The sequence below is a fragment of the Massilia pseudoviolaceinigra genome (genome assembly GCF_030846505.1).
Taxonomy (GTDB): domain Bacteria; phylum Pseudomonadota; class Gammaproteobacteria; order Burkholderiales; family Burkholderiaceae_D; genus Telluria_A; species Telluria_A violaceinigra.
In genome coordinates, this window is sequence record NZ_JAVCWL010000024.1 from 1 (window position 1) to 14,519 (window position 14,519).

Annotated in this window: 10 protein-coding genes; 9 read left to right on the forward strand and 1 reads right to left on the reverse strand. The window is 64.2% G+C overall.

Annotated elements, in window-relative coordinates:
* The first annotated feature begins 112 nt into the window (after positions 1-112).
* Genes RBA40_RS22105 through RBA40_RS22115 form a run of 3 tightly spaced genes read left to right on the forward strand, consistent with a single transcriptional unit; the run spans position 113 to position 4,482 of the window.
* A complete protein-coding gene (locus RBA40_RS22105; protein ID WP_306649985.1) occupies positions 113-733 on the forward strand; it encodes a ShlB/FhaC/HecB family hemolysin secretion/activation protein in 621 nt (206 codons plus the stop codon).
* A 59-nt stretch (positions 734-792) separates the two neighbouring features.
* The gene (locus RBA40_RS22110; RefSeq protein WP_306649987.1) at positions 793-3,705 is read left to right on the forward strand and encodes a two-partner secretion domain-containing protein; all 2,913 of its coding nucleotides are present in this window, start codon (positions 793-795) and stop codon (positions 3,703-3,705) included.
* A 15-nt stretch (positions 3,706-3,720) separates the two neighbouring features.
* Positions 3,721-4,482 carry a hypothetical protein gene (locus tag RBA40_RS22115; protein WP_306649989.1) on the forward strand — a complete coding sequence of 254 codons (762 nt, stop codon included), beginning with the start codon at positions 3,721-3,723 and terminating at the stop codon, positions 4,480-4,482.
* Between the two features lie 80 nt (positions 4,483-4,562).
* On the opposite strand, the gene RBA40_RS22120 is transcribed toward RBA40_RS22115, so the two are convergent.
* Positions 4,563-6,488, reverse strand: a complete 1,926-nt coding sequence (locus RBA40_RS22120) for a methyl-accepting chemotaxis protein (RefSeq protein ID WP_306649990.1) — start codon at positions 6,486-6,488, stop codon at positions 4,563-4,565.
* A gap of 341 nt (positions 6,489-6,829) precedes the next feature.
* On the opposite strand from RBA40_RS22120, the gene RBA40_RS22125 reads away from it, so the two are divergent.
* The 6 genes from RBA40_RS22125 to xylG all read left to right on the forward strand — a co-directional run bounded on the left by RBA40_RS22125 (position 6,830) and on the right by xylG (position 14,511).
* Positions 6,830-8,014 carry a fumarylacetoacetate hydrolase family protein gene (locus RBA40_RS22125; protein WP_306649991.1) on the forward strand — a complete coding sequence of 395 codons (1,185 nt, stop codon included), beginning with the start codon at positions 6,830-6,832 and terminating at the stop codon, positions 8,012-8,014.
* Positions 8,011-8,796, forward strand: a complete 786-nt coding sequence (xylB, locus tag RBA40_RS22130) for a D-xylose 1-dehydrogenase (protein WP_306649993.1) — start codon at positions 8,011-8,013, stop codon at positions 8,794-8,796. Before RBA40_RS22125 ends, xylB begins: the two co-directional genes overlap by 4 nt.
* Before the next feature lie 2 nt (positions 8,797-8,798).
* Entirely contained in the window at positions 8,799-9,830 is a 1,032-nt protein-coding gene (locus RBA40_RS22135) for an SMP-30/gluconolactonase/LRE family protein (RefSeq protein ID WP_306649994.1), read from the forward strand.
* Positions 9,827-11,611 (forward strand): IlvD/Edd family dehydratase, encoded by a 1,785-nt coding sequence (locus RBA40_RS22140; RefSeq protein ID WP_306649995.1) that lies wholly within the window; start codon positions 9,827-9,829, stop codon positions 11,609-11,611. The genes RBA40_RS22135 and RBA40_RS22140 overlap by 4 nt, the downstream gene beginning before the upstream one ends.
* 151 nt (positions 11,612-11,762) lie before the next feature.
* Positions 11,763-12,767, forward strand: a complete 1,005-nt coding sequence (xylF, locus tag RBA40_RS22145) for a D-xylose ABC transporter substrate-binding protein (RefSeq protein WP_306649996.1) — start codon at positions 11,763-11,765, stop codon at positions 12,765-12,767.
* Positions 12,768-12,975: 208 nt separating this feature from the next.
* The gene (gene xylG / locus RBA40_RS22150) at positions 12,976-14,511 is read left to right on the forward strand and encodes a D-xylose ABC transporter ATP-binding protein (protein WP_306649997.1); all 1,536 of its coding nucleotides are present in this window, start codon (positions 12,976-12,978) and stop codon (positions 14,509-14,511) included.
* Positions 14,512-14,519 lie beyond the last annotated feature (8 nt).

Sequence of the window (14,519 nt, forward strand, 5' to 3'; positions counted from 1 at the left end):
CAAGTTCACTCCCTTTGACAAGTTTATCAAATAGAAGTGTCCACAGAACTCAGGTTACCTCAACCAGGTCGACCTGACCGGCTCGGTCAGCGACAAGCATACCAAGGTCATCATGGGCAGTATGTATGGCGATTCCCGTGACACCTTGGGCGGTGCGGGCGCAACCATGTATTCCCTCACCTTGTCGACCGGCGAGCTCGACATCGTCACCCCGGCGCTGCGGGCGGTCGATGCGGCGACAGCGCGCAGCGATGGCCATTACGGCAAGCTTGCCTACAGCGCCGAGCGGGTGCAGTACATCAGCAACGTGCTCTCGCTGTCGGCTTCCATCAAGGGGCAAATCGCATCGGGCAATCTGGACGTCTCGGAAAAAATGGAACTGGGTGGCATGAACGCGGTGCGTGCCTATCCGGAAGGCGAAGCGTACGCGGACCAGGGTTATGTGCTGAGCATGGAAGCGCGCTTGCGGCTGCCGACATCGACGCTCTTGCCTGACGCGCAAGTGCAACTGGTCGGTTTTGCCGACACCGGGACGGTCACGCGCGACAAGAACCCGTGGACTGTCGGTCCGAACAAGCGGACCCTGAGCGGCGCCGGGTTTGGCATCGTCTTAACCGAGCGTGACAATTACCTCATCACGGCTTACTACGCCGGCAAGCTCGGGAGTGAAAAAGCAAGTTCCTCGCCCGACAGATCGGGCCGCTTCTGGATCCAGGCAGTGAAATATTTCTAAGTGCGGCGGACGCGAGCAAACGCGCCCTAAGCCCTTCGCTTAAAGCAAAAGGAATCACCATGAACATCATCTTCCAATCGATCTGGAATGCCCAAACCGGCACCTTTGTCGCCGTGTCCGAACACACCAGGAGCGCAGGAAAAAGGACTTCGTCCCGTGCCAGCGCAACGGCGACCGGGGTTGCCGGCGGGGCGCTGTGCGCCATGAACATGCTCGCACTATCGCTGGCGATGGTCGGTGCTGACGCCCTGGCGCAGCAGCCAACGGGCGGCGTGGTCAGCGCCGGCAGCGCCAGCATCAGCAGCGCGGGGGCCGGCACGACGATCCAGCAGTCGACCCAGAACGTGGCGATCAACTGGCAGAGTTTCAACGTCGGAGCGGGCGAAACGGTGCGCTTCGTGCAGCCGAACGCCAGCGCGGTCGCGCTGAACCGGGTCGTCGGGTCGAATGCGTCCAGCATTTTGGGCAACGTGAGCGCCAACGGCAAGGTATTCCTTGTCAATCCGAACGGCGTCATGTTCGGCAAGGGCGCATCGGTCAACGTCGGCTCGCTGGTGGCCTCGAGCCGGCATATCACCGATGCGCACTTCATGGCTGGCGACTACACGTTTTCCGGCGGCGGCCCCGGCGCGGTGCGCAACGAGGGCACGCTGAACGCGGCCGATGGCGGCTACGTGGCCCTGCTCGGGGCGAGCGTGAGCAACGAGGGACGCATCTCGGCCAACCATGGGATGGTTGCCCTGGCGGCCGGCAATGGCATGACGCTCGACGTCCTGGGCGACCAGCTGCTCGGCGTGACGGTCGACCAGGGCGCGCTCAACGCGCTGGTGCAAAACGGTGGCCTGATCCAGGCCGACGGCGGAGCCGTGCTGCTGACCACGCAGGCGGCGGGCGACCTGCTGCATACCGCCGTCAACAATACCGGCGTGATCCGGGCCCAACGGGTGGAAAACCATGGCGGCGTCATCAGGCTGATGGGTGACATGCAGTCGGGTACGATGAGCGTTGGCGGCAGCCTCGACGCCAGCGCGGCGGATGGCGGCAATGGCGGCTTCATCGAAACTTCCGCCGCCAGGGTGACGATTGCGCCCGACGCCAAGGTCACGACCGCGGCACCAAACGGACATGCGGGAACCTGGCTGATCGACCCGGAAGATTTCACGATCGGCAGCGCCCCCACCGACAATATTTCCGGAGCCACGCTGTCGGGCCTGCTGGTCACCAACAGCGTCATCATTACCACGGCCGCCGGCCCCGATTCCGTGGTCGCGGGCACCCCGCCGGTAAGCAACCTCAATACCAACACCGCGGGTAACGGCGATATCCATGTCAACGAGGCCGTCAGCTGGACGGCCAGCACCAGCCCGACGACGCTGACCCTGAACGCGGTGCGCGACATTAACATCAATCAAGCTATAACCAGCACCAATGGTAACTTCGTCGCCTGTTGCGGACGCGATATCAATGTCAACGCCGCCATCACGACGGTCAATGGCAGCGTGTCGCTGGGGGCGGGCCGCGATCTGAATCTGAACAGCACGGCAGCCATGACCACCACCGACGGCAATGTCATGATGTGCGCGGGCAATAACGTGAACATCGGTGCGACCATCACCCTGACCAGGGGCAGCAGCATCTCGGGTCAGAGTCTCGACCTGCCGCTGGGCCTCGTGTTAAGTGCCGGTACCAACGGCAGCGGGGCCGGCACGCTCATTTTTTCGCCCCAGGCCCTGCCGTCCGCGATCACCGGGCCGAATGCGCCGGTAACGATCAAGTACAACCCGGTCTCGTATGACGCGCCGACCGACTATCTGCCCATGTTCACAATGAGCGGGGGCGCCGCCCTGACCCAGCAGATGCTGGTATTTGCCGCCGGCGGAGACAAGACCTATGACGGCAGCACTGCCACGACGATGACGTCGCTCAAGGATACGCCGAACGGAGTGACCCTGATCGCCGCGCCTGGCAGCAGCGCCACGTTCGACACGGCGGAGGTCGGAGAGGACAAGGCAGTCACCCTGGTGGGCTACAGCCTCGGCGGCGCCAATGCCGGCAGCTACGCCCTGCCGCAATCGTGTTGCGGTACGGTCGTGATAAGCACCACCGGCAATATCAGCGCGGTGGTGGTGCCGCCACCGGTCGTAGTGCCGCCGCCGGTCGTGGTGCCGCCACCGGTCGTAGTGCCGCCGCCGGTCGTGGTACCGCCGCCGGTCGTGGTGCCGCCGCCGGTCGTGGTGCCGCCTCCTGTCGTGGTACCGCCACCTGTCGTGGTACCGCCGCCGGTGGTTGTGCCACCACCAGTGGTTGTGCTGCCACCGCCGATTGTGGTGCCGCCGCCGCCGGTCGTTGTGCCTCCACCGCCGGTCGTCGTACCGCCGCCGGTCGTGATACCGCCACCGCCGGTCGTGATACCGCCACCGCCGGTCGTGGTACCGCCGCCGGTCGTGATACCGCCACCGCCGGTCGTGGTACCGCCACCGCCGGTCGTGGTACCGCCACCGCCGGTCGTGGTACCGCCGCCGCCAGTGGTGGTGCCGCCGGTCGTCGCGCCACCGCCTGTCATTGTGAGTCCGCCAGTCGTTGTGGCGCCCCCGGTTGTTGTACCGCCGGTGCTCGTGCCTCCCGTTATCGAACCGCCAGCGGTCGTGCCACCCGTCGTCGTGGCCCCGCCAGTGGAGGCGGTCGCGCCGCCGGTCATCACGCTTCCTCCTGTATCCGTCCGATACATGATCGGACCACCGCCGCGCCCGCTATCTTCTGGCGCAACCGTGCCGCCCATCACGGTACGTCCGCATCCGGCTGACACGCAGCCATTGTTCGCCCTGGCCCCGCCGGCACAGCCGCCGGCGCCGTCACTGGTCCTGCCATCGGTACAGCTGCCGCGCGATGTCGTCGTTGTGCCGTTGGTCGAGCAGCCGGCGCCGGAACTGGACGTTCCGCTCAACCGGCCACCGAAACAGGACCGCAACTAGGAACCGGCCCCGATCATGACGATCAAGCTACGGCGTTGCGCCGTTCCCAGACAGAGCGCGGCGCGCGGCGTCGCGCTGCCGGACAGGCGCAACGCCGCTGCCCGGGCCCTTGCCGGCGCCCTGTGCCTGTCTGCGCTGGGTCTTGTTTTCGCGCCCCAGTGCGCGCGCGCGGCTGATCTGGCCGAGCAACCGATACGCGCCAATTTCAAGCACGAGAGCGCGTCGGCCGATGCCGTGCAAGTGGCGGACTGGGTCCTTAATTCGGGCAATCATCGCAACTTGTCCTTCGTGATCATCGACAAGAAGAATGCCAAGGTCTTTGTTTTTCATCCCGACGGCCAATTGCGTGGCGCCGCGGCCGTGCTGCTCGGCGAAGCGATCGGAGACGATTCGGTGCCCGGCATCGGCGAGCGCGCGTTGTCGACCATTCTTCCGCAAGAACGCACCACGCCGGCTGGGCGTTTCGTGGCGGCGATCGACCGCAACCTTCATGGCAAGGACATTTTGTGGGTGGACTACGGCGCCGCCATTTCGCTGCACCGGGTCGTGACGGGCAATCCGAAAGAGCGGCGCGCCGAACGTCTGGCCACGCCCAGTTCGCTCGACAACCGTATTTCGTATGGCTGCATCAATGTGCCGGTCGCGTTCTTCAACAACGTCGTGACACCGGCCTTCAAGAACACCAACGGCATCGTCTATATCCTGCCCGAAACGCGTCCATTGCAGCACGTGTTTGCGGACTTGAGCGCCGCCGAGCAGGCGCGCCTTCAACGTTAGCCCGGGCGCGATCAACGCGCAGCGAGCCGTTCCGCTCTGGCATGCCTGGCGCGCCGCCGCCAATCTTGAACGCCACCAGTTCAGCGCCCTTCGTAGAGCTTGAAGCCGCCGACGATCTGTTCCAGGTTGGCCGCCTGCTGCTGCAGTGACTGCGCTGCCGCCGCCGCCTGTTCGACCAGGGCGGCGTTCTGCTGGGTGGTGTCGTCCAGTTCGGTAATCGCCTGGTTGACCTGGCCGATGCCCAGGTTCTGCTCCGCGCTGGCACCCATGATGGCGCCGATGATGCCGGCCACCTTGTCGGTGCTGGCAACGATTTTCTGCATCGTGGCGCCGGCTTCGGTGACCAGCGCGGCGCCCTTGTCGACGCTGAGCACTGACTCATTGATCAGCGCGTTGATTTCCTTGGCCGCCGCCGCCGAGCGCTGCGCCAGGTTGCGCACCTCGGCGGCAACCACGGCAAAGCCGCGTCCCTGCTCGCCGGCGCGCGCCGCCTCCACGGCTGCGTTCAGCGCCAGGATGTTGGTCTGGAAAGCGATGCCGTCGATCACGCTGATGATGTCGACAATCTTGCGCGACGATAGTTCGATCGAGCCCATGGTCGTCACCACGCTGGAGACGATGTCGCCGCCCTGCGCGGCCACGCTGGACGCCTCGCGCGCCAGCCGGTTGGCCTGATTGGCGTTGTCTTCGTTGTTCTTGACGGTACTGGTGAGTTCCTCCATCGAGGCCGCCGTCTCTTCCAACGAACTGGCCTGCGCCTCGGTGCGCGAGGACAGGTCCTGGTTGCCGGCCGCGATCTCGCGCGAGGCCAGCGCGATCGACTGGGTGCTCATGCCGATTTGCTGAAGCATGCTTTGCAGACGCTCGATGAAGGCGTTGAAGCTGCTCGAGACAGCGTCGAACTCCATGCCGCCGCCGGGCGGCAGGCGGCGCGTCAGGTCGGCGTCGCCGGTCGAGAGGTCGTCGATATTGCCCTTCAAGACGGCCAGGCGGCGCATCATCATGCGGATCCCCAGGACGATCAGCACCAGCATGGCGATGGCGATCGGAATCTGCACCATGCCCAGCGTGTGCAGGATGCGGTCGCTCTGCTGGCTCAGCAGATTGTTCGGCAAGCCGGTGGCCAGGATCCACGGGCTACCCGCGATGGTGGCGATGAACAGGGTATGGTCCTTGCCGTCGCTGCGGTAAGCCGATTCCAGCCTGGGCTTGTCACCGAGTTCCGGCAGCACCTTGGCCAGTTGTGCGGCCATGGGCGAGCTGGCGGCCAGGTCCGTGATGTTCTTGAGCACGATCTCGCTCTTGATATAGCTGCTGTTGCTGACAACCTTGCCGTTGTGTTCGAGAATCAGGATCTGCCCGTGCACGGCGGCCTCCATGCCGGCCACCAGCTGGTTAAAGAACCCCAGGGTCACGTCGACGGTCGAGACGCCGAACAGCTCATTGTCCTTGTAGATCGCCATGGCGCAGTTGGTGCGCGGCTGCGCGCTGGCGTCATCCTTGTAGGCCTTGGCCCAGGCGCACTGGCCTTTGGGCGCCTTGGCGCCGCCCTGCCACCACGGCTGCTCGAAATACTTGAGCGACTCGGGCGAGTTCCAGTGGGTGTTCACCTGCAGCTTGCCGGCCGCGTCGCGCGCATAAAAGGTGCTGAACTTTTCCTTTTCCGGATCGCGTTTTTTCGGCACTGGCCAGATACCGCCGCCGAACACGTTGACGTCGCCGTACTGGTCCACCAGGCCGGGCAGCAGGGTATCGATCGCGGCGCTGTCCATCAGCGCCACGGTCTGGGTAATGGCGCGCTGCTGCGCTTCCACCTGCTTGAGCTGCTCGGTGATCTTGACGGCAATGTTGTTGACATCATTGCCGATCAGTTGACCTTCGGCGCTTTTCAACTTCGGGGTGATGAATTGCGTGATGGCCCCGAGCGTAATGAGCAGCAAGGCAATGAAGATGGCCGAAAATAGCAGGATGAAGCGCGACTGGCTTGAGCGGAAATAGTCTTTCAAGGGGAACCTCTGGGGTGTTTGGGCTGCTGATGTGGGGTGCCGCCGCCGCGTGCGGGCCTCCTTAAAGGTCATCCTTCGGTCCGGCACTGGAGTTCGGGAAGATTATGCCTGTAGGCAACTTTTGTCAAACGTCGCGACACCATTCTGACCAAGAAGCAACAGTCGCCGGCTTGGGGGACCGCCGGCGGGCGCGTCAGGCTGTGGAAATCGCTGCTGATAATCATGATCAGCCTTGGTGGATTTCATAATAGAAAAAAACCAACACACAGGGCACCATCTATCCCGTGATGCTGGCAAGGGGATATCCCAGGCCGGCATGGATACCAATCGGGAAGAGAGACATGACAGATTCAGTTACATCGATGTTGCCGGTCGACGCGGAACGGGCTTTGCTGGTCGGGCGCGTCTGGCGCGGCGGCGCCGGTCCTTCGGTCGTGGTGCTGCGCCGCGGCCAGCTCATCGACATCAGCGCGCACGCCGCCACCATGGCCGAGCTGCTCGAATGCGCCGACGCCCCGGAAATTGCCCGTAACGCTCCCGGCGTCGCGCTCGGCACGCTGGACGAGCTGCTGGCCAAGGCCAAGGCGGGGACCGGGGCCGAAACCGACCGCACCCGCCTGCTGGCGCCCAACGACCTGCAGGCGATCAAGGCGTGCGGCGTCACCTTCGCCGTCAGCCTGCTCGAACGCGTGATCGAGGAGCAGGCCAAGGGCGACCCGGCCCGCGCCGGCGAGCTGCGCGCGGCCATGCAGGAATGCATCGGCGACGACCTCTCGGCCATCAAGCCCGGCTCGCCCGCGGCGGACAAGCTCAAGCAAGACCTGATCGCGCGCGGCCTGTGGTCGCCCTACATGGAAGTGGGCATCGGCCCCGACGCCGAAGTATTTACCAAGTCGCAGCCGATGTCGGCCGTGGGTTTTGGCGCCGATGTCGGCCTGCATCCCGATTCCAGGTGGAACAACCCTGAGCCGGAAATCGTCTTGGCCGTCAACAGCCGCGGCGAAGTGCGCGGCGCCAGCCTGGGCAACGACGTCAACCTGCGCGATGTCGAAGGCCGCAGCGCCTTGCTGCTCGGTAAAGCCAAGGACAACAACGCCTCCTGCGCGATCGGCCCGTTCATCCGCCTGTTCGACGAGCACTTTACGATCGATACCATCCGCAATGCCGAGGTCAGCATGCTGATCGAAGGCGCCGATGACGATTTTCACCTGTCAGGCGCGAGCCGCATGCGCGAAATCAGCCGCGACCCGCTCGACCTGGTGGGCCAGGTGTGCGGCAAGCACCATCAATATCCGGACGGCTTCATGCTGTTTCTGGGAACCATGTTCTCGCCGATCAAGGACCGTGACGCCGCCGGCGCCGGCTTTACCCATCACCTGGGTGACCGCGTCAGCATTTCCACGCCCTCGCTCGGCACGCTCGTCAATGAAGTCCAGCGCAGCGACCAGGTGGCGCCGTGGACCTTCGGCGTGCGCGCGCTGTTCGACAACCTGGCCCGCCGCGGCCTGCCGAGAATGACCCAATGAGCGAACAGAGCAAGCTAACTTACGCGATTTACCCCGATCTGGCCGGTAAAACCGTGCTGGTCACCGGTGGCGGCAGCGGTATCGGCGCGGAAATGGTGAGCGCCTTTGCACGCCAGGGCGCGCGCGTGTTTTTCGTCGACATTGCCGAGCAAGCGTCGCGGGAACTGGCGCATTCGCTCGCCGATGCCGTTCATCCGCCTGTATTCCTGCCTTGCGACCTGACCGACCTGGACGCGCTCGCTGCCGTGTTTGCCCGGATCGGGCTGGGCGGCTGGGCGGTCGATATCCTGATCAACAACGCTGCCAACGATGACCGCCACGGCGTCAAGGACGTCACCCCGGCCTATTGGGACCAGCGCATGGCGGTCAACCTGCGCCACCAGTTCTTTTGCGCTCAGGCCGCGGCCGAAAGCATGCGCGTCAAGGGCGCGGGCGTGATCCTGAACATGGGGTCGATTTCGTGGCACCTGGCCTTGCCGAACCTGAGCCTGTACATGACGGCCAAGGCCGCCATCGAAGGCTTGACGCGGGGGCTGGCGCGCGATCTGGGTGTCGATGGCATTCGCGTCAACTGCATCATTCCGGGAGCGGTGCGCACGCCGCGCCAGGAGCAGCTGTGGCACACGCCGGATGAAGAGGTCAGGATCCTGGCCGGACAATGCCTGCGCGAGCGGGTGGAAGTGCAGGATGTGGCGGCGCTGGCGCTGTTTTTGTCCTCGGGTAACGCGGGGCGCTGCACCGGACGCGATTATTTCGTCGACGCCGGATGGTACGGAGCATGAGCATGGAACAGCCTGTTTGTCTATGGCCGGTGGGTGCCGAGCTGGGCGAGGGCCCGATCTGGCATGCTGCCAGTAAGTCTGTATATTTTGTGGATATCCGCGGGCGCCAGGTGCATCGCTGCGCGGCGGATGGAACGCGGCGGCAGTCGTGGAGTGCGCCGGGGAGGCCGGGGTTTATTGTGCCGGCGGTTGGGGCGACCGATAGCGGCGGTACAAAAAACTTGGGTTCCCGCCGAGGGCCGCCTTGGCGCGGGAACGACGAGGATATCGTTGAGGCCGTTACCTTACGATCCGTCGCCCCCGCGCCAAGGCGGCCCTCGGCGGGGGCCCAAGTTCGTACCGGCACCACCGGCTTCATCATCGGCCTCGACGACGGCCTTTACCACTTCAACGAACAAACCGGCCAGTTCTCCCCACTGCGCCACATCGAAGCCGACCTGCCCCGCAACCGCTTCAACGACGGCTTTGCCGCCGCCGACGGCTCGCTCTGGTTCGGCTCGATGGACGCCGGCGAAACCGACCCCACCGGCTCGCTCTACAGCCTGCACCCCGGCGGTCGCCTTACCACCGTCGACAGCGGCTACATCATCACCAACGGCCCGGCCATGAGCCCGGACGGCAAGACCCTGTACCACACCGACACCCTGGGCAAGAAGATCTACGCTTTCGACGTCCTGCCCGACGGCACGGCCACGCGCAAGCGCCTGTTCATCGCGACGCAGGCCCCCGGCCACCCGGACGGCATGGCCGTGGACGCCGACGGCGGCATCTGGGTCGCCATGTTCCGCGGCGCCCGCATCGACCGCTACAACCCGGCCGGCGAACTGGTCGCCACGATCGCCTTTCCCGTCTCTAACATCACAAAATTAGCCTTCGGCGGCGCCGACCTGCGCACCGCCTTCGTCAGCACCGCCTGGAAGGGCTTGAGCGTGGAAGAGCGCACGGGCGAACCGCTGGCCGGCGGTCTGTTTACTTTCCGCACCGACACGCCGGGCCTGGCCCAGCACACCATTTCGCTACAGGATATCGCTTGAGCACCCACCCAACTCCGCCACGCCGCTACCGCTCGCAGGACTGGTTCGACAATCCCGACCACATCGACATGACCGCGCTTTACCTGGAGCGCTTCATGAACTACGGCATCACCGCCGACGAACTGCGCGCCGGCCGGCCCATCATCGGCATTGTCCAGAGCGGCAGCGACATCAGCCCGTGCAACCGCATCCACCTGGAACTGGCCAAGCGCGTGCGCGACGGTATCCGCGACGCCGGCGGCATTGCCATGGAATTCCCGCTGCACCCGATTTTTGAAAATTGCCGCCGCCCGACCGCATCCATCGACCGCAACCTGGCCTACCTGGGCCTGGTCGAAATCCTGCACGGCTACCCGATCGACGCGGTGGTGCTCACCACCGGTTGCGACAAGACCACGCCGGCCCAGATCATGGCCGCCTCGACGGTCGACATTCCCGCCATCGTGCTCTCCGGCGGGCCGATGCTCGACGGCTGGTTCGAGGGCGAACTGGCCGGTTCCGGCACCGCCATCTGGCACGGCCGCCGTCGTCTGGCTGCCGGTGAAATCGACAACGAAAAATTCCTGCAGATCGCAGCGGCCTCGGCGCCCTCCGCCGGGCACTGCAACACCATGGGCACCGCCTCGACCATGAATGCGCTGGCCGAAGCGCTCGGTATGTCGCTCACCGGCTGCTCGGCCATTCCGGCGCCGTACCGCGAACGCGGCCAGATGGCCTATGAAACGGGCCGGCGCATCGTCGAACTGGCGCGCCAGGATGTCCGGCCGTCGCACATCCTCACCAAAGACGCGTTTCTGGACGCCATCGTGGTCAACGCCGCCATCGGCGGTTCCACCAATGCCCAGCCGCACATCATGGCCATGGCGCGCCAGGCCGGGGTCGAGATCGAATCGAGCGCGTGGATGGAATTCGGCCACGACGTGCCGCTGCTGCTTAACATGCAGCCGGCCGGCAAGTTCCTCGGCGAACGGTTTCATCGCGCCGGCGGCGTTCCGGCCATCATGTGGGAGTTGCAGCAGGCCGGCAAGCTGCGCGCCGAGCGCCTGACCGTCACCGGTACCACCATGGCGGTCAACCTGCAAGAGCGCGCCAGCGTCGACCGCGAAGTGATTTATCCGTACGACGCGCCGCTGAAAACCAAGGCCGGCTTCTTCGTGCTCAAAGGGAACCTGTTCGACTTCGCCATCATGAAGACGAGCGTGATTTCGGCCGACTTCCGCACACGCTACCTGTGCCGCCCCGGCCACGAAAATGTGTTCGAATGCCGCGCCGTGGTGTTCGACGGCTCGGGCGACTACCACGCGCGCATCAACGATCCGGCGCTCGATATCGACGAAAGCTGCATGCTGGTCATTCGCGGCGCCGGTCCCATCGGCTGGCCGGGCTCGGCCGAAGTGGTCAACATGCAGCCGCCGGACGCGCTGATCCGGCGCGGCATTCTCAACCTGCCGACCTTGGGCGACGGGCGCCAGTCGGGTACCTCGGACAGTCCCTCGATTTTGAACGCCTCGCCCGAAAGCGCGGCCGGCGGCGGGCTGGCTTACGTGCGCAGCGGCGACATCATCCGTGTCGACCTGAACACGGGCCGCTGCGACATGCTGGTCGACAATGCCATCCTGGCCGAACGCAGGAAGGAACCGATCCCGCCCACGCCGCCGAGCCAGACTCCGTGGCAGGAGCTGTACCGCGCCACCGTGGGCCAGCTGGAGCAGGGCGGCTGCATGGAAATGGCGCTGCCGTACCGCGGCGTCGGCCATGATTTGCCGAGGCATAACCACTGATGACATCGGTGATGACATCCGTGACGAGATAAATGTAGATATGGCAATGAATGGCGGAGGGCCGCTACGGCAATCCGTTATTCTGTTGCCAAAAACACGGCGCCGTGCCGGGTAGCATCCAAGTCGTATAACAATAATGGAGACAAACAAGATGAAAAAAATTCTGAGCGTAGCGGTCGTATCGGCCATGATGATATTGACCTGCGGCCAGGCCAGCGCCGATGCCAAAAACCCGAAGATCGGCTTTTCGATCGACGATCTGCGCCTTGAGCGCTGGGCGCGCGACCGCGATTATTTCGTGGCTGCCGCCGACAAGCTGGGCGCCAAGGTGTTCGTGCAGTCGGCCGACGCCAGCGAGCAAAAGCAGATCGCGCAGATCGAGAACCTGATTTCGCGCGGGGTCGACGCGCTGGTGATCGTGCCTTACAACGCCACCGTGCTCAATAACGCGATCAAGGAAGCCAAGAAGGCCAATATCAAGGTCATTTCGTACGACCGGCTGGTACTTAATGCCGATGTGGATGCGTATATTTCCTTCGACAACAAGGCCGTGGGCGAGATGCAGGCTGCCGGCGTGGTGAAGGTCCGTCCGAAAGGCAATTACTACCTGCTGGGCGGTGCGCCGACCGACAACAACGCCAAGATGCTGCGCGAAGGCCAGATGGCCGTGCTGCAGCCGCTGGTGGACAAGGGCGATATCAAGATCGTCGGCAAGCAGTGGGTCAAGGACTGGAGCCCGTCGGAAGCGCTGTCCATTGTCGAAAATGCACTGACCGCCAATAACAACAAGATCGACGGGATCGTGGCATCGAACGACGCTACGGCGGGGGGCGCGATCCAGGCGCTGGCCTCGCAAAAGCTCGATGGCAAGGTGCCGGTGTCGGGGCAGGATTCCGATATCGCGGCGGTGCGCCGGGTGATCGCCGGGTCGCAGGCGATGACGGTGTACAAGCCGCTCAAGCTGCTGGCGGGCGAGGCGGCCAAGCTGGCGGTGCAACTGGTGCGCAATGAGAAGCCCGCTTATAACGGTCAATATGACAACGGCTTCAAGAAGGTGAGCACGATCCTGCTCAAGCCGACGGCGCTGACCAAGGAAAATATCAATCTGCTCGTGACCGACGGCTTTTATACCCAGGCCCAGATCGCGGGCAAGTAAAGCATCTTGTGACCTGACGCCTTAAAACCGTCGTTCCCGCGCCACGGCGGCACTCGGCCGGAACCCAAGTTCGTCATGCCGCCTGTGGCCCCGACACGAAATACTTGGATCCGCGCCGAGGGCCGCCTTGGCGCGGGGATGACGGAGCGTAATCCATTGCTCATTACGGCCTGTGATGTGAAAACGTTTTCAAAAAACGAGAGCCAGTATGTCCGACTATTTGCTTGAAATGAAGGGCATCGTCAAACAATTCGACGGCGTCCGTGCGCTCGATGGCATCGATCTTCAGATTCGTCCCGGCGAATGCATCGGCCTGTGCGGCGAGAATGGCGCCGGCAAGTCGACCTTGATGAAGGTGCTCTCGGCCGTGTATCCGCACGGCACCTGGGACGGCGACATCCTGTTCGAAGGCAAACCCTTGCGCGCCGCTTCCATCCGCGAAACCGAGGCGGCCGGCATCATCATCATCCATCAGGAACTGATGCTGGTGCCGGAACTGTCTGTGACCGAGAACCTGTTCCTCGGTAACGAAATCACCGGATTTGGCGGGCGCATGAATTACCCCGCCATGAACCGGCGCGCCGAGCAGTTGCTGGCCGACCTGAATCTAAGCGACGTGAACGTGGTGCTGCCGGTGATGAACTATGGCGGCGGCCACCAGCAACTGATCGAAATCGCCAAGGCCCTCAACAAGGACGCCAAGCTGCTGATCCTCGACGAACCGTCAGCGTCGCTCACTGCCGCCGAAATCAGGATCCTGCTGGAGATCATCCGCAAGCTCAAGGCCAAGGGCGTCGCCTGCGTCTACATCTCCCACAAGCTCGATGAAGTGGCTGCGATTTGCGACACCATCGCCGTCATCCGCGACGGCAAGCACATCGCCACCACGCCGATGGCCGAACTGGATGTGAACCGCATCATCGCGCAGATGGTCGGGCGCGAGATGAACCAGCTTTATCCCAAGCAGGAGCGCGCGCTGGGCGAGGTGATCTTCGAGGCGCGCAACGTCACCTGCTACGACATCGACAAGCCGGAACGCAAACGCGTCGACAAGGTCTCGTTCACTCTGCGCAAGGGCGAAATCCTCGGCATCGCCGGCCTGGTCGGGGCAGGGCGCACCGAGCTGGTATCGGCGCTGTTCGGCGCCTATCCGGGTGCCAGCCAGGCCGAGGTGCGCCTGCATGGCGCCGTGGTCGATACCGGCACGCCGCTCAAGGCCATCCGCGCCGGCTTCGCGCTGGTGCCGGAAGACCGCAAGCAGCACGGCATCGTGCGCGACCTCGACGTCGGCCAGAACATCACCCTCTCCGTGCTCGATTCGTTTTCGCGCCTGACCCGCATCGACCGCGAAGCCGAACTGAAAACCGTGCAGGAGCAGATCAACCGCCTCGGGCTGAAAACCGCCAGTCCGTTCCTGCCCATTACCAGCCTGTCGGGCGGTAACCAGCAAAAGGCGGTGCTGTCCAAAATGCTGCTGACAAAGCCGCAGGTGCTGATCCTCGACGAGCCCACGCGCGGCGTCGACGTGGGCGCCAAATACGAAATCTACAAGCTGATGTTCGAGCTGGCCAGCGCCGGCATGTCGATCATCATGGTGTCCTCCGAACTGGCCGAGGTACTGGGCATTTCCGACCGTGTGCTGGTGATGGGCGAGGGCCAGCTGCGCGGCGACTTCGTCAATGAGAACCTGACTCAGGAAATCCTGCTCGCCGCCGCCCTCGACCACGCTCCAGCCGCGCACTGAACGGCGCT